This window comes from Wolbachia endosymbiont (group B) of Chorthippus parallelus (assembly GCF_947251815.1).
Lineage (GTDB): Bacteria > Pseudomonadota > Alphaproteobacteria > Rickettsiales > Anaplasmataceae > Wolbachia.
The window spans coordinates 1,367,421-1,392,205 of the sequence record NZ_OX366390.1 but is presented as its reverse complement, the minus strand read 5'-3'; the positions used below and the strand labels follow the sequence as shown (position 1 = coordinate 1,392,205).

Annotated in this window: 13 protein-coding genes and 2 pseudogenes; 11 read left to right on the top strand and 4 right to left on the bottom strand. The window is 33.5% G+C overall.

Features of this window, described 5'->3' with window-relative positions; all coding sequences use genetic code 11:
- Positions 1-94: 94 nt before the first annotated feature.
- Genes OPS21_RS06285 through OPS21_RS06275 form a run of 3 tightly spaced genes read left to right on the top strand, consistent with a single transcriptional unit; the run spans position 95 to position 11,637 of the window.
- Positions 95-1,396: a hypothetical protein gene (locus OPS21_RS06285; RefSeq protein ID WP_264336701.1), complete on the top strand. Its 1,302-nt coding sequence runs from the start codon at positions 95-97 to the stop codon at positions 1,394-1,396.
- Between the two features lie 30 nt (positions 1,397-1,426).
- Complete coding sequence (locus tag OPS21_RS06280; RefSeq protein ID WP_264336700.1) at positions 1,427-1,594, top strand: hypothetical protein; 168 nt, start codon at positions 1,427-1,429, stop codon at positions 1,592-1,594.
- Complete coding sequence (locus OPS21_RS06275) at positions 1,582-11,637, top strand: ankyrin repeat domain-containing protein (RefSeq protein WP_265027614.1); 10,056 nt, start codon at positions 1,582-1,584, stop codon at positions 11,635-11,637. The genes OPS21_RS06280 and OPS21_RS06275 overlap by 13 nt, the downstream gene beginning before the upstream one ends.
- 274 nt (positions 11,638-11,911) lie before the next feature.
- Here the strand turns inward: OPS21_RS06275 and OPS21_RS06270 are convergent, their stop codons facing one another.
- Positions 11,912-12,829: an Rpn family recombination-promoting nuclease/putative transposase gene (locus tag OPS21_RS06270; RefSeq protein ID WP_264336698.1), complete on the bottom strand. Its 918-nt coding sequence runs from the start codon at positions 12,827-12,829 to the stop codon at positions 11,912-11,914.
- A 128-nt stretch (positions 12,830-12,957) separates the two neighbouring features.
- Between OPS21_RS06270 and OPS21_RS06265 the strand changes: the two are divergent.
- Both OPS21_RS06265 and OPS21_RS06260 read left to right on the top strand, forming a co-directional pair.
- Positions 12,958-13,494 (top strand): annotated as a pseudogene (locus OPS21_RS06265) (helix-turn-helix domain-containing protein); the annotation flags it as partial.
- A 143-nt stretch (positions 13,495-13,637) separates the two neighbouring features.
- A complete protein-coding gene (locus OPS21_RS06260; RefSeq protein ID WP_264336305.1) occupies positions 13,638-14,915 on the top strand; it encodes an IS4-like element ISWpi18 family transposase in 1,278 nt (425 codons plus the stop codon).
- A 144-nt stretch (positions 14,916-15,059) separates the two neighbouring features.
- Here OPS21_RS06260 and OPS21_RS06255 read toward each other — a convergent pair whose 3' ends face one another.
- Complete coding sequence (locus OPS21_RS06255) at positions 15,060-15,209, bottom strand: hypothetical protein (RefSeq protein WP_264336697.1); 150 nt, start codon at positions 15,207-15,209, stop codon at positions 15,060-15,062.
- Between the two features lie 474 nt (positions 15,210-15,683).
- Between OPS21_RS06255 and OPS21_RS06250 the strand changes: the two genes are divergently transcribed.
- Positions 15,684-16,517: a transposase gene (locus tag OPS21_RS06250; RefSeq protein ID WP_264336696.1), complete on the top strand. Its 834-nt coding sequence runs from the start codon at positions 15,684-15,686 to the stop codon at positions 16,515-16,517.
- Between the two features lie 152 nt (positions 16,518-16,669).
- Positions 16,670-17,134 (top strand): IS200/IS605 family transposase, encoded by a 465-nt coding sequence (gene tnpA / locus OPS21_RS06245; RefSeq protein WP_264336695.1) that lies wholly within the window; start codon positions 16,670-16,672, stop codon positions 17,132-17,134.
- Here the strand turns inward: tnpA and OPS21_RS06240 are convergent.
- On the bottom strand, positions 17,131-18,450 hold the full coding sequence (locus OPS21_RS06240; protein WP_264336202.1) for an IS4-like element ISWosp7 family transposase: 1,320 nt from the start codon (positions 18,448-18,450) through the stop codon (positions 17,131-17,133). The two genes, tnpA and OPS21_RS06240, sit on opposite strands and share 4 nt — an antisense overlap.
- Before the next feature lie 314 nt (positions 18,451-18,764).
- On the opposite strand from OPS21_RS06240, the gene OPS21_RS06235 reads away from it, so the two are divergent.
- From OPS21_RS06235 to OPS21_RS06225, 3 genes are all read left to right on the top strand, one after another.
- The gene (locus OPS21_RS06235) at positions 18,765-20,267 is read left to right on the top strand and encodes a hypothetical protein (RefSeq protein ID WP_264336694.1); all 1,503 of its coding nucleotides are present in this window, start codon (positions 18,765-18,767) and stop codon (positions 20,265-20,267) included.
- Between the two features lie 228 nt (positions 20,268-20,495).
- Complete coding sequence (argS, locus tag OPS21_RS06230; RefSeq protein ID WP_264336693.1) at positions 20,496-22,202, top strand: arginine--tRNA ligase; 1,707 nt, start codon at positions 20,496-20,498, stop codon at positions 22,200-22,202.
- A 128-nt stretch (positions 22,203-22,330) separates the two neighbouring features.
- On the top strand, positions 22,331-22,984 hold the full coding sequence (locus OPS21_RS06225; RefSeq protein ID WP_265027613.1) for a DDE-type integrase/transposase/recombinase: 654 nt from the start codon (positions 22,331-22,333) through the stop codon (positions 22,982-22,984).
- Here OPS21_RS06225 and OPS21_RS06220 read toward each other — a convergent pair.
- Positions 22,981-24,300, bottom strand: a complete 1,320-nt coding sequence (locus OPS21_RS06220; RefSeq protein ID WP_264336202.1) for an IS4-like element ISWosp7 family transposase — start codon at positions 24,298-24,300, stop codon at positions 22,981-22,983. The two genes, OPS21_RS06225 and OPS21_RS06220, sit on opposite strands and share 4 nt — an antisense overlap.
- 123 nt (positions 24,301-24,423) lie before the next feature.
- Between OPS21_RS06220 and OPS21_RS06215 the strand changes: the two are divergent.
- A pseudogene (locus OPS21_RS06215) lies at positions 24,424-24,762 on the top strand (integrase core domain-containing protein); the annotation flags it as partial.
- Positions 24,763-24,785: the final 23 nt, after the last annotated feature.

Below are 24,785 nucleotides of genomic sequence, written 5' to 3'. Positions count from 1 at the left end.
ACAAAGGTGGAGTATGATGTTGAAATTAGTATAGAGTCTATAAATTATTATAGCTCTGTATCTTACGTATGGTTTTGTTTGTGAGGTAAGAATTATGGACTGTGATGAACTAAGAAAAGCTGTTTTCTCTATTGTTAAGGATGATGATCCTTATAAAGAATCTAAACAACTTCAATTGAAAAATTGGTGTGGTGCATTTTTGGAAATATTTGACAGTTGGGGTGAAAAAAAACTTCCGTTCTTTTTGGATATATTATCAAATGAAGAATGTTGGGAAAAAACCGATACAATACATGGTATCAAACTCAATAGAAGAGTAGTAGCTAAAAAGATGATAGAATCAAAAAGTTCTAAGGGTATAAGTAATCCACTAGATGACTTTGATCGTTACCAGGTTGCATGTTGGTGTTGCTTAGAAGAAGACATAATCTCTATATTTGAACATTTTAAACGGGAAGATGAAATAAATGAGGGAGATTCAGATGCATTAAAAAAGTTAGTTAAATCAGTAAGTGGGAGTTGGTATACGGACACAATGATGCAATTTTGGTCACATTTCATTAGTGGATATATTTCAGAGTTAGATCTAAAAGGCCAGCATCCTTATGTCTTTGGTTTACATCGTGCAGCAATAAGTTCAAATAGAAGACATGTAGAAGCAGTGGAATTCTTTTGGGACAAGATTAAATTGTTGCCTGAAAGTGAGTTAAGTGCTCAGGAAAAAGATGAAGTTTTCATGAGAATTGCAGTGCATGCGGCACATGATAATGGCTATCCTGATGTGTTTGAATTTTGTTTAAGTCAGATAGATCCTGACAAATATCCAGAGCTTTTGAAAAGAGATTTAGAGAAAAATGGTTGCTATGGTTCTTTAAATAGAATAAAGAACACGCTTAGCTTTGATAAATATCAACAATTGTTTGATTGTCTAAAACAGAGTGAAATTTCAGGAGATTATTATAATGCCCGCTTGTGTTCTATAAAAATACAAGAGTATTCAGGATGTTATTTAGACGCAGCTAAAAAGCTTTTTCTCCATATATGGACAAAAGAAGGGTTTGACAGTCATCGTGCTTTTGTAATAAGTGAGGAAGTAATGGATTCATCTCCTTGTTTTCATACAAATCTACTAATACCTTGGGTAAAGAAGAGTATTATGGACCCGGTATGGGCAGTACTAGATAAGCTGGACTCTAATCAAATAAAAGAATTCATGACTTACAAACAAGCAGATTACATACGTTCCATATTAGAGCAAAGAGATCATGATTTATTAAATAGATTTTTAGCTTATGGTAAGTCCATAGAGAAAAATCTTGCTCAGAATAGTGTAAGTGCTAATTTGGCTGAAGTTAAGTTAAGTAAACAATCTTATGTGGGGTTAGGTGATCATTAAAAAGTATTATATTATAATTTAGGGGGTTATATGTTAGGTCAAGAAAAGCCACAAGATTTTGAGTTAGTAGAACTATTAATTCGAGAAGCAGGTTCAAATGTAGCAAGTACTTCAACTCAGCAAGGAAGTGATTTTGAATCTTTCAAAGCAAGGTTTCAATCGTATGTTGACCAGTTCCATCGTATTTGCATTCAGTAGCTAAGCAAGGATTTTTCCCTCATTTCTTTTTAGGCAGTTTTTCTACTTTCATAGACACAGAGATTGCAGTAAAGCTAGATATTGAAAAAATATGTTTCTGTTTTGATGGTCCACAAACTTTGAAGGTGGCTATCATAAGGAAAGGTGACATTAAAGGTAAAAAAGATGTGATAGATAAGATAAGGTTATTTGTGATCTCAGAGAAAGGTGCCCCTTCTGCAACTCAAAAGTTCAGTTATGGTGAATTGAGGGATGCATTAGGAAGATCTCAGCCTGCACGATTTCAACCTGTTTTTGACAATCAGGGCGAATTAAGAGTTAAATTAGTAACAATTGATAAAGGTAATGTTAATCAACAAGGAGTACTTGTTGTAGTGGAAGATAAAAAATTGCATGAAGATGATGCTTCAAAAGATAAGTTTAAAGAAATAAAAAAGGGGGTATGGAATAATCCAGAAAGTGATATAGCCAAACTTACCAATTCTGACGCAGAGGAAGTTAGTAAACCTTTAGAGAAAATTCTTAAAAAAGTTAGTGGAATCCACTCTGAATATGAGAATTCAATTGTTTACGCTGATCAAGCAAGAGAAGCAGCACATCATGGATTTATAGCAGGAGCTTTAGTGAATTTCCGCTATAGGTATAATCTCAGGGTTTACTTAGAGCAATTTGCAGGAAGAGGTTATGCTGATATTGTTCTAGTGCCTCGTGGTAAGGATAGATCATTAAATGCTGTTCCAATTATTATTGAATTGAAAGCTGGAACAGGTCGTGGTACTACGCCAGAAAATGCTTTGGAGCAAGCAAAGGATTATGCAAAAGGCTTTCAGCCAAATACAATGCGTGTTTTAACCATTTCAGATAATGTGCTTTGTGTAGGGTTAAATTTGGATTCAACTGAAAAGTTTTCTATGTATATATCTCCACCTGCTGACAGGAAGCCTGCTCGACCTACGATACAGAAACTTCTAGAAGTAACTTCAAGTTGGAGTGGTGAAGAAAGTGCGATCGCTGACCTTAAAAAGGAAATAAAACAGCCACTAGAACGTATTTATCATACATTTCCTGGTACGCCAGAGAAAGGAGGTAATTACTTTAGTAGGTTTTTATTAGGGCAACTTCTTCTTGCTAATGAGTTCAAAAGAGTAGATCTAAAGAGATTTATATTTTTATATGATGAATACCCACTCGATTCTACCACAAAATCCGGAAAGCCTGTAACAACTTTTACGTTGATTAGAGGAGGTCGTAATGAAGAGGTATTTATTTTTCATGTTAGAGAAGGAGGAAGAGGGGATCGTAGCAGTAAAAAGATACTTATGCCTGATAGCTTAACAGAACAAAGCAAAATCACAGAGGTGTATATAAGTTTAAGTGAGCAAAAGAAGTCAGATTTTTTTAACATAGAGGAAGTTAATAGGTATGACTCCTTGAGTGAATATAAAAAAGGAAAAGATTTTTTCAAAGGAAAATTAAAAGAAGTTCCCTATCTTAATGGATTGAGAGAAGCATTTGATGAAGCGTTCAAGTCTCAAATTACTCCTGCAGCAGGTAAGGTTCTATCAGTAGATAAATATGATTCACTAACAAAGAAAGTTGGAGAAGGGATGTTTTCTTTTAAGGATTTTATTGGTGAAGAGGCTCATTTTCAAGGAGTGTTACATGGGGCGTTTAGTTATTATAGTGATTTAAAATTAAAAGAATCTCCTAGAGCATTGATATTAACGGAGTTTCAAACAGGGAGAGGAAAACGTATTGATATGGTTGTTCATGGCATCAGTACAGATAAGGATGGAAACGCGAAAGAATACGATCCAGTAGGATTAGAACTTAAAGGACCAAGGGAGGGTAAGACAGCTGATGCATTGGTAAAGGAGGCAAATGATCAGATAAATACAGAGTATGTAAAAGGTGTAACTTATAAAACACTTACAGATGGAAAGGAAGTGGCCTTTATGGGTGTTGTGTTTGATAAAGGTGCGAATAATGCAGATTCTCTTATCTTAATGAGCAAAGATGAGTTTGATTCTGTTAAAGTAGTTCATAGCTCTATCTTTAGTTTTAGTCAGCAGCAATGTTCTAAAGGAAGGAAACAGCGCAGTACAGGTATGGCCTGTATAGATTCACGTGATGAAGAAGAGATTACAAAGGAAGAAAAAGAAAGATTTATTAAAGAGTTGTTTGGTATTGAAGCTTATGATACAAAAATTATAACTATAGATTCTCCTCAAGTGAGGATTGATGGTGGTAAAATGAGTGTAAAATTCAAAGACAATGACGGTAATGATAAAGAATTAATAATAGATAACGCTACAAATATTAAGAGTATAGAAAATTATATACTGGATAAGGAAAATCTTGAGATAAAGTTAAAAGTAAGTAGCGATAAAGAGTATGCTATAATAGAAGAAATTAAAGATCAAAGTAGCGAATATTATTTAAAAATTGATGATTATAGAATAGAGCTAGATAGTATATTTCAAGATGGAAAAGAAGTAATCTTTGATAAATTACATCAACTATCAAATGATAAACAGTTGTTAGAGAATAAAAAATACATTGAAGATATAGGTGATGTTCAAACTAATCAAGATTACAATAATATTGTAGAGGAAATTAAACAAAACTTATTAGCAAAAGGAGTGAGGGAAGATACTTTCGACAGGTTTAAAAGTCACTTTGATGATCTTGGTGAAAAAGTTTTTGCAGGTTATATTAGTAATGTAGAGAGCAGCCTTCAAGAAAAAGGAATTGCATTTGACCATGATAAATTTGATTCAGCGAAAATAAAAGGAGCAAAAGGTGGAAAGTTTTTTTCCATGATGGCTATATATGACTTGCTTGATAGTATAAGTGATACAGCAACACTTGGACGACATGATAATAATGCTTTAAAGCAAGTATTTGGTATCAATGGTATACTAGATGCTATGGATGATGTTAGGACGAGTGTAAGTATTTCTCCTAGTAGTAAAGTAGGAAAACTGATTGGTAAAATACCAGGGCCTGCACGTCAAGCTTTTGTTAAGGTTATCAGTAATCCTGTAGTTCAAAGTATTACATTTGCAACCATTGCTTATCAATTTGGATACAGTATAAACGAAATAGCTCAAGGTAATCATCATCCACTAAATTATTATTGGACAACAAGTAGTGGTGTAAAACTAGCAAGTATGAGCATAAGGCCTATAAGTGCAGGGGTTAGTTTTACGATAAAAAGTGTAAGTGCTACTACTAAGATTTTAAGGGGGTTATCTGCTGCAGGCAAAGTTTTGGGTAGGGCAGCAGTAGTTACTATGGTTGCTGATGTATTGATAACAATGGGCGTAAAAATTCATGAAAGAATGGAATATACTAAAGCAATAGCAGAGCAAGTACCTCTATTACCTGGTGGTGAACAAGCGGAAGTGTTTTTTGCAGGGGTAATCAAGTTTTTTACAGGAAGAGATGTAGAAAAAGAATATGAAGACACAATTAGAATAAAAGGTTATTTAACTTACGTAAAAGAAGCAGCTATTAAACTGTTAAATGATAATTATGACATAGCTGCAGTTGTACAATACGTAATCTCCATTGAAGAGAAATATAGTGAGGTGATTAAAAATATGGGTGCACAGCCTATATGTATTATGCCATCACCGTATGGTCCTGGTTGTGCGACGCAGATGAAGTGGACATGTGATTTAGAAAAAAAATATGATAATATCTCTTCTGACAAGATTAATACAGCTTCTAATGTGAAGAATGATCTGTCTTCACTTGACATATCCAAAGCATTGCCTATGATACCTTATACTTTGAATATGCGAGGATTTGAATGTACACTTCCTGTTCTTGGAACAATTGCTTTTCCTGCAGGGAGTTTTATAGCAAATAAATGTTTACAAGAATCATATGAAAAGGAAAAAGTTTATATTGTTAATACTGAAGCCAAACATATTCCTCACTTAACTAAATATGAGTATAAAGACCTTGGTTTAAGAATTGTAGATGCACCATTAACAAATCCGATACAAAAATCTCAATGCAGCAAAACAATCAATACAAAGCACAAAGGTGACGATGCGTTCGCTCCATGTAACAGTGGCAAAATTTATAGAAATTGTCAAGAGAGCTTTACTCTCTCAGGAGAACCTTTTATCTTTACTAATCCAACAAGAAAAGAGCATAGTAATACAAAAAAGCAAACATTTCCTAGAGGATCAGTATTATATATTTCAGGACCTAAAACATTAACAGCAGCAGCAAATTATCCAGCAGTAATGCATATTTCAGAGGGTAGTAATATACGTTATGTCGGCTCAAAAAATAATGAAACTATTTTTATTATTAATGACTATATGTCTGGTACTCTTGAAGGTGGACCAGGAAAAGAAAATACTCTAGTAATGAATGTTAAAGCTAATAATATCGCTGCAAATTTGCATAGTGGAACTATACGTTATGGTAATAGTAATAACATAAGATTGGTTAACACATATAACTATGTGTCTAATTCTGACAGCAAGCAAAATATTACTACTCACTGTAAAACAAGATTGATTAATGTAAAAAATGCAGAAGTCTGGCAGAATTCATTTAACTGCACAGACAAAGATTATGAAGTTAGAGTAGTTAACAAAGAAAATGTGCATAACAGGGGATTAAAGCAAACAATATTTGTTGTTAATGAAGATAGTGATAATGCTAAGATAGTAAGTGATTTGGGCAGTACAGGAAAAATAAAAGGAAATATTGACATAATAAAGGTTCAAGTTGCTAATATCACACAGTGGAGAATAAGTGAAGATATAGAAAAGGTCGGCTATAGCTTAGATCTTTTAGCTAATAATACACAAAGTATTGTTTCAAGTACTAAAATCAATGATTTTAAAAATCTAGTAATTCAAGTAGATAGCAATGGAATAACAGAGTCTGTTGCAATACAAGATAAGTCTTTGTCTGATACAATAGAAGATATTAGATATCAAGAGCTGAAAAGTTCAGGAGGTGATATTAGTAGAGAGGTAGTACAAAATAGTGCAAAAAAGTTAAAAGCATTTATACAAGCAAGTATACTAGACCAAGGATTACTTGATACTTACCAAATTGCAAAAGATATTGTCAATAACAATAATTTTGACATACCAGTATCTCAAGTAGAAGTTATTAAAAACCACATGGGAGTACCTAGTGAAAAAGTGATAATTTCTGGCATGTACTCAGGTCAAGTCATAGTTGATTTTAGCTATAGTAGCTCTGACGTTACAAGTAGTTATCAGAAATACCTTAATAATGGACGGAACTATGGTTATGATGACTACGTGATGCTATGTAATTACTATCAGGATATTACAATAGAAGGAGAGAAAGGGCAAAACCAGTATATTATCAAACTACCAGATACATTAAATAGCAAAATTTCATCGTCGCCAATAAGGCTCAATTTAAAAATAAAAAATAAAGCAGTACCTATACCTTATAGTATCATTGATTTTGCTGAGTTAAGTGTAACAGGTGTTGATAGTATAAGCATAGAACAAGGTAAAAGGGATTATATAAATGAATGTTATGGCAAATCAATCTCTGACCTTACAGAGGATAGTTTAGAGATACAAGATATTACAATACTTGATAGTAAAGGTACTAAATGGTCTTTATCCATTGGGTTAGTTGATTATTTTAAAAATCTAGAGAATCAACAAATTGTATTACGAATAAACAATGAGCTTTATAAAATCGATAGTACAAACTTAAGGCTTGAGCATCTAGAGATCAATCCTAGCTTTTTCAGATACTATCAACCAGAGGAACAAGGATTACAAATTTATCATAATCAACCTATCGATAAAAATGATATTGGTTTGGTTGATTTTAGAGATAAGTCTATATTGGATTTTGATACCGAGATTACTGATGATAGTTTAGTGTTATCACATAAAAATAATACCTTAGCAAAAGTAGAAAATTGGAATACCTATCAACCAGCAAGAGAAATGGTGTTCGCTTTTAATGATACGATGGTTTCTAATTTGAAATGCATAGTCTCTGCTTGTAATTCGAAAGATGTTATAGAGGACTTTAATAAGGAGAAAGTAACTTTATTAAAGGAGCACATGTTTGATGCTATAGTGCAAAACAATATTAATGAAGCTAAAGGTTTAATTAGAAAAATTGAAAGTATTAATACTGAAAGTAAGCATGAATTAACACCTTTATATGTGGCTATTCAAGAAGGTAGATTAGACATAGTAGAAATTCTTTTTGAGAGAAAGCACTTTAGTGTTAAAGATAAAGACATCTATGGTTGTAACCCTCTGCACTGGGCTGCTCAGCAAGGCAATTTGAATATAGCTAAGTTTCTTGTTGAGAGAGGTGCTGACATTGGAGCTAAAGATAAAAATGGTAGAACATCTCTTCGTATAGCTGCTTGCAATGGTAGCTTAGATATTGTCAAATTCTTCCTTGATAAGAATGCTAGTATTGAAGCTAAAAGTAACGACCCATATAAGATGATGGGGATAGTTAAAAGTGCAAAAAAGGAAATTATAAATCAAGCAGATACTTCATCTAACGTAAGAAGATGGGCAGAGTTTTTTGTAGAGGAGTTAAGATATTCAATAAGAAGTGTAACAAAAGAGAAGCTAAAGGATGGCATGTTGCGTAATAGGTATAGTTCAGTTAATGAACTTGCTAATGAAATTTATAAATCAGATGGAAAGCTGTTTGATGATATAATTAAAGGAGTTATAAATGAGGTGTATGGGAGAGTAGATACGAAAGAAATATTAAGTTATGTACGCAGTCATAATAATGTTGATCAGCGTATATCAGGTTATGTAGCTGTGTTTGATGCAATGCAAAGGAATGGTGATTTAAATAATAGTGCAATATTTAAGTTAGCTTACTCTATTAAAGAGGCAACGAGTTTTGATAAATATTCTAGTCTCGATTCAGAAAAAAGATCTGATCTTAAAAGGCTAAAAAGTAAATTACCAGAGTCAGTAAAGAATATAGTATTTGCGTCAAAAGTATGCATTAAAAATATTGATCATAATGAATATTTATATGCTGCTAGTAATTATTTGAGTTATGATGATGATAGAAGGAGAGTATTTACTTGGATTCCAAAAGATGAAAAGAATGATAAATTTAGATGGGAAATTAAACTTGATGGTGATGATTATTCTATAATGAATGTTGAATTTAATGAATATTTATACGGTGCTGTTGATTATTTTAATTATGATAACGAGAGGAGGAAAGTGTTTACTTGGATTCCGGGGGGCAGAGTTGGACGAGATACATGGAAGATAGAACCTATTGGTAGCAGCTGTTATATAATGAATGTTGAACTTAACGAATATTTATATGCTGCTGTTGATCATTTTAATTATGATGACGAGAGGAGGAGAGTATTTACTTGGATTCCAAAGAATTCAAAGAGTGATCAATTTAAATGGAATATTGAAGATTGTGGGCATGCTGTGAAAAGAAGGGATATCTCTAGTTCACATACTGATCTCAACTCAGATACGACAAGATCTTCAAGAAAAGCAGAACTAGATAAAGAATTGTTGAGTGCTACAAAGATTGGAAATCTTAGTGAAGTGAAAAATCTTGTTAATCAAGGGGCTAGCGTTGATGCTGAAGATAAAGATGGTAATACCCCTTTTCATAACGCTGCATTGAAAGGGTATTTGACTATAGCTCAGTATCTTGTTGAGAAAGGTGTTGATGTCAATGCTTCTAATGAAGATGGTTGGACACCTATGCATGGATCTGCATTGAAAGGTCATTTAGAGGTTGTAAGGTTCTTGATAGAAAAAGGTGCAAATATTAGTGCTGAGAACATTTTTGGTGAGAAACCTATACATTGTGCTGCAAAGAGAAACAATAAAGATATCATAGAAGTTCTTCTCAGAAAAGGGGCAAGTATCAATGATGCTGATAAAAATGGTAGAACACCTCTATATTTTGCCTCTTGGAACGGTTACTTAGGTTTAGTAGAATATTTTGTACGTGATAAAAAGGCAAATATAAACATCAAGGATAAGTATGGAAAAACACCACTAGACGTTGCTATTGATAGGAACCATATCAGTGTTATAGGATATTTAAGTAAAAAACAATTGGAATTATGTAAGGAGCTATTGGTTGTAGTACAAAGTGGTGATCTTAGTAAAGTTCAAGACCTTGTAAATCAAGGTGCTAGTTTAGATATTCAAAGTGAGGATGGTTTGACGCTGTTACATTTTGCTTTTATTGATAATCGTTTAGATATAGCAGGGTATCTTATAAAAGAAGGAGTTGATATTAATGTTAGGGATAATGATGGTGCTACTTGTCTACATTATGTTTCAAGATTTGGTCGCTTGAATGCAGTGAAGTATCTGATAAGTAAAGGCGCTGATATCGATGCTGAAGATAGTAATGATAGAACTCCTCTAGATGTTGCAGACCCAAGTATAATCAAGATTTTGAGGCAGGCACACTTAGATAAAGAATTATTAATAACTGTACAAAGTAGTGATCTTGAGAGGATAAAAAGTCTTATTGCTCAGGGGGTGAGCAAGGATGAGCATGGTGCATACTATTTTGCTTGGATCGGTAACTTAGGTACAGTCAAGTTTATTGTTGAGAACGAGGGTGGTGTTAATGTTACTGATAAATATGGCTGCACACTACTACACTGGGCTGCACGGGGAGGACATTTAGAGATTGTAAAGTTTTTATTAGAAAAGGGAGCTAATATCAATGCTAGGAGTATTCTTGGTAGAACGCCTATACATGTTGCTGCTATAAACAATCGCAAAAATATTGTAGAATTTTTTATCAGTAAGGGAGCGGATATTAATGATGCTGACAAAGATGGTTGGACACCGCTACACTGGGCTGCATCAAGAGGTAATTTAGAGGTTACAAAGTTTTTAGTAGAAAAAGGTGCTAATATTAATGCTGAGAATGTTTTTGGCAGAAAACCTATACATCGTGCTGCTGAAGACAATCATAAGAATATTATAGATTTTCTCCTGAGCAAGGGGGTAAGCGTTGATGATGCTGATAAACAAGGTCATACACCATTGTACTGGGCTTCTTGGGGTGGACATTTGGATATGGTAAAGTATCTTATAGGTAAAGGAGCCGATATCAATGCTAAAGATAAGGGTGGTAAAACACCGCTAGATATTGCTAAAGATAAGGGGCACAATAATATTGTAGAATACTTAGAAAAAAGGCTCAGGGAAGAAAGAGGAGAACCTTTACAACGCAAACGCCGTCATCACCATGGAGATCACAATCATCATCATATGTCAAGAAAACCACTTGCTATAGATTCAAGTAATCAACCTGAAATAGCAACAAGCAGTGCAATAAAACCATCTTCCTGGATAAATGATTTATTTAATTGGGTAAAAGGCTCTGTAGGTGGATTATTAAATTCTAAACCTACATTATCTAAGGAAACATCAAACACTTCAAGTCCAATCTCACAAGTTGATGCAAAAATGGATGTAAATGGTACAATAATGTTACTTGACGTGCTCGTTAGAAAGGTTACGGGTCAGAAGTATGTTTCTACTGTAGATCAGCCTATATCTTCACTAAAAGCACAGGGCTATGCACTCAATATTACAAATAGATTTGAGAAAGTAGTAGAGCAAGCTGCATTAAAAAGTGGCATATCAATGCATCGGTTAAATATTGATTATATGGGAATGCAGAAAGAGATTACTAGAAAAGTCATGAGGGGTAAATTTAATGAAATTTCAGGGATTTTAAAATCGTATGTAGAGAAAGCATGTCCTGGTGAAGAAGCTGGTAAATTAAGTCCGAAGAAATTTGAAAAGTTTATAGCTCAATTTAATAAGGGGCTGCTAAATCAATCAATAGAGCAGATATTACACAACAAAGATGGTACATTAGAAGTTGGTGGTGCAAAGCAAATGAGTTTAGAACCTCAAAGTTATTTGAGTAATGCTTGTGTTCAAAGCCATTCAAAAGTATCAACTTGCCTTTCTGAGATAGGAGTAACCAAGCTTGGAGGTAATCTCAATAGGTAGGTTATAATATAAGAGGTAATATGCCAAGTAGTGGAAAATTTAAAGTGAGGGTAGCCAAAATAATTAGGGAAACCAGTAGCAAGTTTGATGGTCCTAATACTAAAGTAGCTTTGATATAGAAGTTTGGGTAACGTTATGATAGTAATTTATATAATTCTATGTGCAATCTTTATAGCTGTTTTAGACAGTTCATTAGACTCTTAATTAAGGGGTATGTCTAACTTAGGAAAGATTTTCATAAATGTTGAAAAATAAAATGAATAAGTTGTAGTATTTATGTTTTTTCCCTGAGTTGTAAAATTTCAGAATGAGAGAGACCGGTAATTTGAGCTATAACATCAATAGAGACACCGGCCTTGAGTGAGTTTTTTGCAACTTCAATATCCCTTTCTTTTCGACCTTCAATTTTACCTTTTTCATGGCCAATTTGGATGCCTTCTTGTCTACCTTCTTGTTTAGCATCATCAAGTTTTTGCTCGAGGATAGCCTTTTCTTTCTGTACACTCAATATTCTTTCCTCATATGCGATCAAATCCTTTTCATTCCAGCGGAACCTGTCTAATTCATCATATGCTAGCTTTATTATCGGAGCTTCTGCTGCTATCTTTTTCAGATCTTCTTCAGTTGTTTCTTCTGCGTATTTAAAAAAGAAACACCACCTCTCTGTAGTATTCTCTAACTGCTCTACTCTATTTTTTGTAAATTTAGGCAACTCAATAAAGACAAATTGTAGATCTTTTAAGTAATGACCATTGGTTTTGATATCACGTATATTATGAGTAGAAATATAGTCAACTTCTTCAGGCAGAAGGTTACAATTAGAAATAGCAATAAAGAAAACTTTCTGAAGATCGATGTAATTACCAGATTTATCTAATTGTCTTGAGTAAGCTTTAGCGGCATAAAGTTGAGCACGTTTTTCAAAGCCTTTATCACGAGCGAGCTGCATTTCGATGACAAATCTATTACCAATAGAGTCTTTGCAAAGAACATCAACAATACTTTGTTTGTCAGAGGCAATTTCAGGATCCATGATAGTACTAAGGAATTCAATTTCCATTATTTGATCAGAAGTAGAAAAGTCCAAGATATCGTTGAGGAAGTGAATGAGGATATTTTTATTTTTTTCAGAGCCAAATATTTTCTTAAAACTAAGGTCGTTTTTTGGATCAAGAAATTTAGATAAAGCCATAGCAAGAGTACGTAAAAAGCATTAATAATTATACACAATTCTAAAGAAATATTCAACTAAAATTGAAACGTAGAAGTTTTTGTATATCTTTATTTGGTAGTATTAACCTATATAATATCTATTTCTGTATGGCAAAGCATACTACTGTTTCCATAAGGTACCAAATAGCGCAAAAAGTAAGGAGCTGGAGGTTAAAGCGAGGATATACTCAAAAAGATTTAGCAAAAAAAGTCGGTATAACATATCAGGTAATACTACAATATGAAAAAGGAACACGTAGAATTTCGATTGAAAAGTTGTACTCTATAGCAAAGGTGTTATCAATTAGTATTACGGATCTTATTTCTGTATCGAATAAGAAAATCTGCATTAAAAATAAGGAAGAAGAGATACTATATTTAATAAGAAAATATAAAAAGATTGACGATCAAGAGTTACGTAAGATATTTTGTTTATTAACCAAGTTTGTTCAAATTAGTGAGAAAAGTAGTAAAAAAACGGAGAGAATAAAAATTGCAAAGGGTCTGGTTAAAGCAGGGATTTCTGTTGATATTGTTTCACAAGCAATTGGCCTCTCTGCTGATGAATGTGTTGAAGAAAAAATAGGTTCTATATACTGCCAAATAGGAAAGAAGATAAAAGAATGGAGACTAGTGCGGGAATATTGTAAGTTAAAAATATGATATAAAGGAGGTAAGAGGGAAGATCACTGCCATTAAGTTAAGGAAAAGTGATGAACTGTATTATAAAATCAGGTAAGATCCACAAATTAAAAGAAGTAATGACATGAGTAAAAAAAAGAATAATCATGTTTATAAAAAATAAATTGATGAGTTTAAACTTTATAAACGCACACAGAGCATCCTCAAAAGACTTCTCACGAAAAAGAAAGCTGCCCTTCGTTAATGTATTTCTCCTGATTTTTAGAAAGAGTGTAAAGTCATTACAAGTGATGCTTAATGAGTTTGTTCTGCATACAAGAAAAGATTATACAATTACGGCAAGTGCATTTACTCAAGCAAGAAAGAAGCTAAAGCATACTGCGTTTTCAGAGTTAAATGATGATATAGTTTCCCTATACTACCAAGATCAGGAATTTAAAACCCACCATGGCTTCAGAGTACTTGCATTTGATGCTTCAATACTGATTCTGCCAAAGAGCGACAAAATAATAGGTGAGTTTGGCTCAAGAGCAGTATGGAATGGAATCCAGAGATTTGAAGACTATACAAGTGCAACCTTTGAAGTTTGCTACGATGTGCTAAATAATATTGCAATAAAATCTGTGCTAAGTAGAGGTGACAGCTATGAGGTTGATTTAGCAATCGGTATGCTTGAATCCATAAAATCAGACGATTTGTTAATCTGTGATAGAGGATACGTATCTTATCGATTTCTTGCTGAGCTTACAGGAAGGAAAATCAATTATATAATTCGCTGTTCAAGTTCGTCTTTCAATGAAATAAACGCTATGTTTAAGCCGGAAAGCCCATCTAGTACGGTGGTAGTGTCTACCGCACCTATTAAAGTAGCAAGACAGCTACGAAAGCTAGGATTACCTGATGAGATGAAATTCAGGTTAGTCAAAATAATACTTTCTTCTGGCGAAGTTGAAGTGTTAGTAACATCTCTGTTAGATGAGAAACGTTTTACAGTTGAAGAGTTTGAGAGATTATATTACTTGCGCTGGGGAGTAGAAACATTTTTTTCTAGGCTGAAGGGAAGATTAAATTTAGAGAATTTCACAGGAAAAAGTATTGAAACTATCAAGCAGGATTTTTGGTCAACTATCTTCATCAGTAATCTAGAAAGTATCATGATAGAAGATGATGAAGAGACATTGAGCGCACAGAATAGTAAACTAAAAAAAAGCATCAATAAATCTGTCTCATTTAATGCGATTAAAAACTTAGCCTTTGATATTTTTTCTACAGAGTCAGACATAGACTGCATTATGGATCGACTATCACAGTTATTTTTGATGAACACTTTAGTGGTGAGAAAAGGGAGAAGAGTTGATCGTCATAAGATATCTGATATTCGTTCACTCAACTACCAGAAAAGAGCTAGAAAACATGTGTTTTAAATTCAAGATATCTTTTCAGTATCATTGCATTAGTACATTCTTTACAAAATAACCTGCAATTATTACTTTTTTAAATAACTTGCACTTTTCAGACTCCCTTTTCTTAAAAATTCACCCTAGTATTTACCATAATTATCAATCACTTCAAATTTTTTGTCCAATCTTAACTTCTCTTTCCCTTAACTTAATGGCAGTGCTACTGTCCCTAGTATTAACATCAGCCCCTTTACTGATAAGATCTGCAACTAGACTAGCATCCCCACTACGTACACCAGCAAATAATTCATCAATCATCGGACCCTCCATAAAATCACACAATTTAAAAGTAAGCTGTTCAATCTTAAATAAGAAAAAAATCTTTTTCTGAATAAAACAGCTACCTCATAATATAAAGAAAAATATTTTCACTATCATATTTATTTTGCATAAAAAATTAGTAATTTAATATACTTTTTATAATATGCCCATCTCTAAAACTTGTCAATCCCTATTTAGAAATTTTTCTTTAATGAAAGTTTTCACTAAACCTGCTGCAAAAGAGAGGGAATGGTGGCTTTGTTGCATGGCTACTAATGTGGAGGAGTGATGGAAGAGATTTACGAGACAAATTCGAAAGTAGGCATACCGATATCAGTAAATTTGTTAATCAAGTAGCATTTTAAGAGCATCTCTTGAGAGCGGTTTATCTCAAGACCTGCTGCAAAAGGTGATTGAAAAAGTGATGTGAGAGAGATAGAAGAAGAATAAGCAGATCGAGTAAGGTAAAAAATGAGCTTTAGTTACTATAAAATGAAGAAACACCCAAGAAACTTTCGTAATATAACAGGTTTAACTATAGAGGAGTTTGAAAAGGTGGTGGAAAAAGTGAGGTCTGAGTGGAAAAAACTTGAAAAACAGAAAAAGTGCCATGGTAGAAGATCACAACTACCAACTCTGGAAGATAAGTTATTTTGCGTAATTTTGTACTATCGCACTTACATAACACATAGATTTTTAGGGTGTCTGTTCAATTTGCACAACGCAAATGTATGTAGGTTACTGAAGAAAATAGAGCCATTACTTGCCAAGAAAGTTACTATAACAAAAGATAGAAGTATAACATCAGAAAAAATACTAAAGATTCTGGCCGATGTTACAGAACAGCAAATACAGAGGCCAGAAGATAGTAAAAAACGGAAGAAATCATATTCAGGAAAAAAAAGAACCAACACTATGAAAACTGAGATTGTTATCGAAGAAGATGGAAGAATTTTATCAGTGTCAAAGTCATATCGTGGTAGAATTAGTGATTTTCGCATAAGGAAACAAGAAAAATATTTACCAATTAACAGTATAAAACATGCCGATTCTGGATATCAAGGTTGGCAAAAATTGCAAAGTAATGTTATAATTCCATATAAAAAGTATCGTAAAGAGCCATTAACTCCAGAGCAGAAAGAGCATAATAGACGATTAGCATCATTTAGAATGAGAGTAGAAAATAAGATCCATGAGGTAAAGATATTTAAGATTATGTCCCATGTTTACCGCAATTTTCAGAAAAAATACAACTTGAGGTTCAATATTATTGCTGGTATTGTGAATCTTAAGCACGCCTTTTAGTTAACCTTGATTTTATCCACCCTCCTTACCTTTTTTATCCCTTGATTCGCAGCAGATCTTCAGATTTATTGTCCCAAATTTGGGAGAAAAACCCTGGACTTGAAGTCCATCCTTTCAAGAATATAATTTTAAGGTGAAAAATTTGAAAGAATGTGGAATATTATAGAAAAAGTAGTCACTCTGTATATGAATGTACATATCACATAGTGTGGATAACAAAATATCGATATCCAGTATTAGTTGGAGATATTGGGCAGAAAACTAAAGAAGTTGTACAAGAAGTATGTAGAGATAATCAAGTAGAAATTATCAGAGGTAGAGTTGCGTCAAGTCATGTATATGTATACGTTTCTATACCCCCATACTTAAGTATTAGTAAGTTAGTGCAGTTAATAAAAGGAAAAAGTTCCAGAAAAATCCAGCAAAACTTTCCAGAGCTGAGAAAAAGATACTGGAGGAAACACTTGTGGGCAGTAGGCTACTTTGTCAGGACTAGCGGAAACGTAACTGACGAAATGATAAAAAATTATATTGAAAACCACTCTAAAAAAGAAGATAAATTTGGTGACTTTCAAGTCGAAAGGGGAGTGTTAAATAAACCATACGCGTCAAGTTAAAGCAAATTTAGAGAAGTTAAGGTGGATACCCTAGTTTTTCTGTACTTGTCTTTTAATGAAAATTGCGACCAAGTTATGGTAAGCTTTTTGAGAAAAATATTTAAGCCTTTAATTTTATTATTTAGTGCTAAAAATAACTCTCTAACCCGTCTTTTTAGCTCAATAAATGCCTTTGTTAAGCTAAGCTCCGTATTTTTTTTCAGTTCTGTGCAACCCACTATTCCATGAAATATAAGAATTGCACACAATTTGGCATATAGCTCACATAATACTCTGTATGGCTTTCCTCTCAGCTTATCAAGCCTTATATTACTCTTATATAATTTGAACAATAATTCAATTTGCCATCTTATTCGGTAAACTACTAGTATTTGCTCAGCATTAATCTTACTTTTTGGAACATTAGTTATAAATATCGACCAATTTAGTAACTTTTGGTTCCTTTGAGAAGATGTGTATCCATGTGATCTTGCTAACCTATTAGCCTTTCTTCTTCTAGCCATAGCTTGTTCTTCAGTTAGTTTTTTAAATATAATTCTTACTTTAACCCTTGTCTCTTTTCCTAACAATACCTCCTGTTCTAGAAAAGATCGATCTCCCAAATGTTCTAGTAAATCTATTTTTTGACCTGTCTCTATATCATATATGTTAGTATCGGATTTATAACGACTTATGAAATAAGCTCCTATTTCATTGATTTGTTTAAAAGAACTTGGCACAAAATAACCCAAATCAGATATTAGTAAATCGTTGTTCGATATATTGCTTAAATGGCTTCTATAACCCTGATCTGACCTTATTCCTTCAGTTATATTAAGCTGGTCTAATGTCTGATTTAGGTAGTCAAAAACTAATTGTAACTTTATTCCAGACTTAGTATTGCTTTCATAACCACTGTAGCTGGTACCATAACCTTTATACATGTCTTCCATACTGTTAGGTAAGCTAATATAGCTGCTGTCTAATAATTTAACACCTCCAAAGTGCTTCAAGATTCTGCAATCAACTTGTAAGGTATTTTTAAGTAACGTTAAAGATTCATTATACATTCTTTTCATGAATTCCACTGCTTCCTTGGTAAATCTAAAGTCCAGACCTTGTTTTGTTATATTTATCGAGTCTTCATTCAATAATTGACACACTGTCTCTATACTACAATTATCAACCCCTATATTACCCAAAACGATGGCTTTTATGAACGACGAGCCTTTTAGCTTCCTCTTTCTTTTTATGAACCCTGTTGTAGCTGAGATTTTATCTGCTTTTTCATTAAAAAATTCTTTGAGCTTTTTTGAGATGCAAACTATTCTTTTCATTGTATAAGTTCTCCGTTTTCTTTGTTAAATTTAAGAGAACTTATATCTTCTTTTTCTCTTCCTTACACTAAGTTTATTACCACAGTTCCTTAACTTGACGCGTATGGTACTAAGGTCCCTACGATTTTTACCAATCAACCCTGTTGACAGTATCACTCCTTGCTTGTCATAGTCTTGCGACTTTGATTTAATATACAACCACCAATATAATCAACGAAGAAGAACTTATAGTTGAAGAAAAAAAACCTACAGGTGGTGAAGAGGAACCTACAGGTGATGGAGAAAAAACTAAAGGTGATGAGGTTAAGTCTATAGTGGATGAGGTTAAAAAACTGATAGAGGAAATAAGAGTTGTAGTGGACGAAGTTAAACCTAAGGTTGAAGAAGAGAAACCTACAGGTGATGGAGAAAAAACTAAAGATGATGAGGTTAAGTCTATAGTGGATGAGGTCAAAAAACTGATAGAGGAAATAAGAGTTGTAGTGGACGAAGTTAAACCTAAGGTTGATGAAGAGAAACCTACAGGTGATGGAGAAGAAACTACAGGTGATGAGGATAAGTCTATAATGGATGAGATTAAGGAACTTATAGTAGATGGGATAAAACTCATAATGGACGAAGTTAAACCTAAGGTTGATGAAGAGAAACCTACAGGTGATGTAGAAAAAACTAAAGATGATGAGGATAAGTCTATAATGGATGAGGTCAAAAAACTGATAGAGGAAATAAGAGTTGTAGTGGATGAAGTTAAACCTAAGGTTGATGAAGAGAAACCTACAGGTGATGAGGATAAGTCTATAATGGATGAGATTAAGGAGCTTATAGTAGATGGGATAAAACTCATAATGGATGAAGTTAAACCTAAGGTTGATGACATGATAGATAAGGAAAAGCTTACGGTGGATAAGGTTAGGGAACTTATCGAAGATAGGATTAAATCTGTAATAGATGAGAAAAAACCTACGGTGGAAGAAGAAAAGCTTACGGTGGATAAGGTTAGGGAACTTATCGAAGATAGGATTAAATCTGTAATAGATGAGAAAAAACCTACTGTAGATGAAGAAAAGTCTATCATGAATGAAATCAAAGAACTTATAGTAGATGGAATAAAGCTTATAATGGATGAAGTTAAACCTAAGGTTGATGACAAAGTAGGTAAAGACAAATCTATAGAAAGTGAGTGGAAACCTATAATGGATGAAATTAAACTCATAATAGATAAGGTTATACCTACGTTAGATGAGAAAAAACCTACGGTGGAAGAAGAAAAGCTTACGGTGGATAAGGTTATGAAACTCATCAAAGATGAGGTTACTACTATAAATGAGAAAAAACACACAGAAAATGAGGTTAAATCTGCAATAGATGGAATGAAACAATCTATAATAGATGGAATTAAATCTGTAATAGATGAGAAAAAACCTACGGTGCAAGAAGAAAAGCTTACGATGGATAAGGTTATGAAACTTATCAAAGATGAGGTTACTACTATAAATGAGAAAAAACACACAGAAAATGAGGTTAAATCTGCAATAGATGGAATGAAACAATCTATAATAGATGGAATTAAATCTGTAATAGATGAGAAAAAACCTACAGTAAATGAGGTTAAACCTGTAATATGTGAGTTTAAGCCTATAATTGATAATTACCCGCATTACAAACATCATCATGATCAGTATTTCAATAGTTATCATGTCAGTCCTTGTCATAGTGGTTACGATGCAGGATGGAATCACTGTGGTTCTGGCCACAAGGTAATGTTCAATGCATTACCTGATACAGGATATTTAGGATATTCTGACTATTTGTACTAATTAGCTTCCCTAGTCGTACAGCCGTACTATCAGCAAGTAGTGTAAATTATTTACCATGGATAGAGATGCATGTTATGCATCTCTATCCACTGATTGCTTCTTAATAATTCTTTGAACGTTCCCTTTGAATGCACACTTCAAGTAAGTATAAACAGCCGATGTAAGATAACCCTTCAACTTCCCCCACTTATTCGCTATACTGCTACAGGTTTTGTAGCTTTTTAGTTAATGAACATTTTTAAGCGTATTTTCTCTCTGATTTTCAGTAAATTAAATGAATTGAAACGAAGAGGTATCATAAATATAAGTGCAGAAAATTTTATTGTGGAACCTCCAAGCAATAGAGCACATGGTGATATCTATACAAATGTTGCTATGGTGCTTGCAAAACATGAAAAGAAGAATCCTATTGAAATCGCAGAGGTTTTAGCTAAAGAGTTTGAACTTTTTGATGAAGTTGCAAAAGTGGAAATAGCAGGTCCTGGGTTCATCAATATGCACTTGAAAATGGAAGTATGGCATGGGATTTTAAAACAAATAAATGAGCTAAAAACAGAGTTTGGCACTCTAAATATTGGAAATAACCAAGCTGTCAATGTTGAATTTGTATCTGCAAATCCAACAGGTCCTCTGCATATTGGTCATGCAAGAGGGGCAGTGTTTGGTGATGTTCTGGCAAATTTACTAAAGAAAGTTGGCTATAATGTTACTAAGGAGTACTATATCAATGACGCTGGAGCGCAGATAGATACGCTAATTCGGTCAGTATATTTGCGGTATAAGGAAGCTCTAGGAGAAAAAATTAGCATTGAAAAGGGTTTATACCCAGGTGAATATTTAAAGCCAATAGGAGAGGGATTAGCTAAAAAATATGGCAAGGAGCTTAGAGCAGAGGAAGATAACCAGATAATTAGAGAATATACTTTAAGTTCTATTTTAGAACTCATAAAGGAGGACATGAGCTTGCTTGGAGTAAATCATGATGTCTTTACTTCAGAGTATGAGCTACAAAAAAGTGGCAAAATCGAAGAGAGTATAAAGATATTATCTGACAAGGGTCTAGTGTATGAAGGGTACCTGGAGAAACCAAAAGGCAAAGAAAGTGAAAATTGGACTTCCAGAAAAGAAATGTTATTTCGCTCTACAAAATTTGGCGATGATGTTGACCGCGCATTGAAGAAAGAGGACGGCAGTTGGACTTATTTTGCCTCAGATATCGCTTACCATTTTGATAAGATATCGCGTGGTTTTAACAATATGATCGTAGAGCTTGGTAGTGACCACGGTGGTTATGTCAAAAGGCTAAAAGCAGTCGTCTCTGCGCTCAGTGATGATCAAGCAAAAATAGAGGTAAAACTGCATAATATTGTGAATTTTTTCGAGAATGAAAAACCTGTTAAGATGTCCAAAAGATCAGGAAACTTCCTAACAGCAAGAGATGTAGTGGAGGAAGTTGGCAGGGATATCACTCGTTTTATAATGCTGACACGCAAGAATGATATGGTCTTGGACTTTGATTTTGCTAAAGTTAAAGAACAATCAAAAGACAACCCTATTTTTTATGTGCAATATGCGCACGCCCGTGCTCATTCGTTAATGCGTAATGCTCCAAAAGAGCTCCCAACAGCAGATCCTTCACTTTTAAAGACCGATGGGGAGCTCTTCCTCATAAAAATCTTAGCAAAGTGGCCAGATGTGGTAGAAATAGCGGCAAGGCTCTATGAGCCACACAGAATCACTTTCTACTTACTTGAAGTTGCAGAAGCGTTTCACGTTTTATGGGGATATGGCAAAAGTGATTTAAATATGCGGTTTATACTGGAGAATAACTTAAACCTCACCGCTGCAAGAATATTTCTTGTCCAAGCCTTAGCATACGTCATTGCTTCTGGACTTTCTATTTTCAATATAGAGCCCTTGGAAGAGATGTGTTAATTTTTTGTGTGATTCATAGAGGTTATTACAGCAAAAATGTAAGATAAAATAAAAACTTTGACTTGTGATAGTTTAAATACCTTATTACAATAATATGAATAAATTCATCAACAAGAGGCAATCAGTAAATGGATACCAAAGTTAAGTTGCGTCTGAATTGGATAGAATTATACAAAAAATTAGGTCATGCAGGCAAAGTATGTCAACACTATAACATTTCACGCTTTACCTTACGAAAATGGTACAAACGTTATGAAAAGCTAGGTGAACAGGGATTGTCAAACCTTAGTAGCAGGCCTAAAACTTTACCCTTACAAAAAATCAACAAGTCAAATGAACAGCTCATTCTTCATCTGAGAAAAGCTAGAAAATTAGGAGCAAGACGTATTCAAGCTGAATTAAAGCGTTTACATGATATCTCTTTTGCATTGGCTACTATACACAAAGTTTTGAAGAAACACGATGTAAGTCTTTTACGTATTAAGCGCCACTATCGCAAGCAGATTAAGCGTTATAACTGCAAAGTGCCAGGAGAGCGTGTACAAATGGATGTTTGCAAAATATCTTCGGGGCTTTATCAATATACTGCTATAGATGATTGTACGCGTTATAAAGTTATCGCATTATACTCAAGGCGTACTTCAAAAAATACTCTGGATTTCCTAAAACAATTAAGGGAAAGGGCTCCATTTCATTGTCAAAGGATTCAGACCGATAGAGGACAAGAATTTTTTGCTTACGAAGTGCAAGAGTGTCTAAAAGAATCATACGCGTCAAGTTAAAGCAAATTTAGAGAAGTTAAGGTGGATACCCTAGTTTTTCTGTACTTGTCTTTTAATGAAAATTGCGACCAAGTTATGGTAAGCTTTTTGAGAAAAATATTTAAGCCTTTAATTTTATTATTTAGTGCTAAAAATAACTCTCTAACCCGTCTTTTTAGCTCAATAAATGCCTTTGTTAAGCTAAGCTCCGTATTTTTTTTCAGTTCTGTGCAACCCACTATTCCATGAAATATAAGAATTGCACACAATTTGGCATATAGCTCACATAATACTCTGTATGGCTTTCCTCTCAGCTTATCAAGCCTTATATTACTCTTATATAATTTGAACAATAATTCAATTTGCCATCTTATTCGGTAAACTACTAGTATTTGCTCAGCATTAATCTTACTTTTTGGAACATTAGTTATAAATATCGACCAATTTAGTAACTTTTGGTTCCTTTGAGAAGATGTGTATCCATGTGATCTTGCTAACCTATTAGCCTTTCTTCTTCTAGCCATAGCTTGTTCTTCAGTTAGTTTTTTAAATATAATTCTTACTTTAACCCTTGTCTCTTTTCCTAACAATACCTCCTGTTCTAGAAAAGATCGATCTCCCAAATGTTCTAGTAAATCTATTTTTTGACCTGTCTCTATATCATATATGTTAGTATCGGATTTATAACGACTTATGAAATAAGCTCCTATTTCATTGATTTGTTTAAAAGAACTTGGCACAAAATAACCCAAATCAGATATTAGTAAATCGTTGTTCGATATATTGCTTAAATGGCTTCTATAACCCTGATCTGACCTTATTCCTTCAGTTATATTAAGCTGGTCTAATGTCTGATTTAGGTAGTCAAAAACTAATTGTAACTTTATTCCAGACTTAGTATTGCTTTCATAACCACTGTAGCTGGTACCATAACCTTTATACATGTCTTCCATACTGTTAGGTAAGCTAATATAGCTGCTGTCTAATAATTTAACACCTCCAAAGTGCTTCAAGATTCTGCAATCAACTTGTAAGGTATTTTTAAGTAACGTTAAAGATTCATTATACATTCTTTTCATGAATTCCACTGCTTCCTTGGTAAATCTAAAGTCCAGACCTTGTTTTGTTATATTTATCGAGTCTTCATTCAATAATTGACACACTGTCTCTATACTACAATTATCAACCCCTATATTACCCAAAACGATGGCTTTTATGAACGACGAGCCTTTTAGCTTCCTCTTTCTTTTTATGAACCCTGTTGTAGCTGAGATTTTATCTGCTTTTTCATTAAAAAATTCTTTGAGCTTTTTTGAGATGCAAACTATTCTTTTCATTGTATAAGTTCTCCGTTTTCTTTGTTAAATTTAAGAGAACTTATATCTTCTTTTTCTCTTCCTTACACTAAGTTTATTACCACAGTTCCTTAACTTGACGCGTATGGTCTAAAAGAATGGAAAATAAAATTCCGTCCAATTAAGCCGTTTTCCCCACATTTAAATGGTAAAGTAGAAAGAGCGCAGCGTACAGATTTAGATGAATTTTATAGTAGCGTTAACATTAAGGATTATGAATTGCAAGTCAAGCTTAGGGATTGGGAAGAATATTATAATAAACAACGTCCTCATAGCTCTCTTCAGGGAAAGACTCCTTGGGAAAAATATAAAGAACTGGAAAAAACAATTCCTTGTCTAAGTGAAATACAAAAAAATTATATCTCATCAAAAGAAACATTTGTCATGCAAAATTACAAACATAACCAAGAGTTAAAGTCACTTCAAAAATATAAAACCTCTTAACAGGTATTTCAAGTTCAGACTTG

Excerpts from the sequence above, each read along its gene's own strand:
- OPS21_RS06250 (WP_264336696.1), top strand. The coding sequence starts at position 15,684 with ATGAGCTTTAGTTACTATAAAATGAAGAAACACCCAAGAAACTTTCGT.
- OPS21_RS06280 (WP_264336700.1), top strand. The coding sequence starts at position 1,427 with ATGTTAGGTCAAGAAAAGCCACAAGATTTTGAGTTAGTAGAACTATTA.
- OPS21_RS06260 (WP_264336305.1), top strand. The coding sequence starts at position 13,638 with ATGTTTATAAAAAATAAATTGATGAGTTTAAACTTTATAAACGCACAC.
- OPS21_RS06240 (WP_264336202.1), bottom strand. The coding sequence starts at position 18,450 with ATGAAAAGAATAGTTTGCATCTCAAAAAAGCTCAAAGAATTTTTTAAT.
- OPS21_RS06270 (WP_264336698.1), bottom strand. The coding sequence starts at position 12,829 with ATGGCTTTATCTAAATTTCTTGATCCAAAAAACGACCTTAGTTTTAAG.
- OPS21_RS06225 (WP_265027613.1), top strand. The coding sequence starts at position 22,331 with ATGGATACCAAAGTTAAGTTGCGTCTGAATTGGATAGAATTATACAAA.
- OPS21_RS06220 (WP_264336202.1), bottom strand. The coding sequence starts at position 24,300 with ATGAAAAGAATAGTTTGCATCTCAAAAAAGCTCAAAGAATTTTTTAAT.
- OPS21_RS06255 (WP_264336697.1), bottom strand. The coding sequence starts at position 15,209 with ATGATTGATGAATTATTTGCTGGTGTACGTAGTGGGGATGCTAGTCTA.
- argS (WP_264336693.1), top strand. The coding sequence starts at position 20,496 with ATGAACATTTTTAAGCGTATTTTCTCTCTGATTTTCAGTAAATTAAAT.
- OPS21_RS06285 (WP_264336701.1), top strand. The coding sequence starts at position 95 with ATGGACTGTGATGAACTAAGAAAAGCTGTTTTCTCTATTGTTAAGGAT.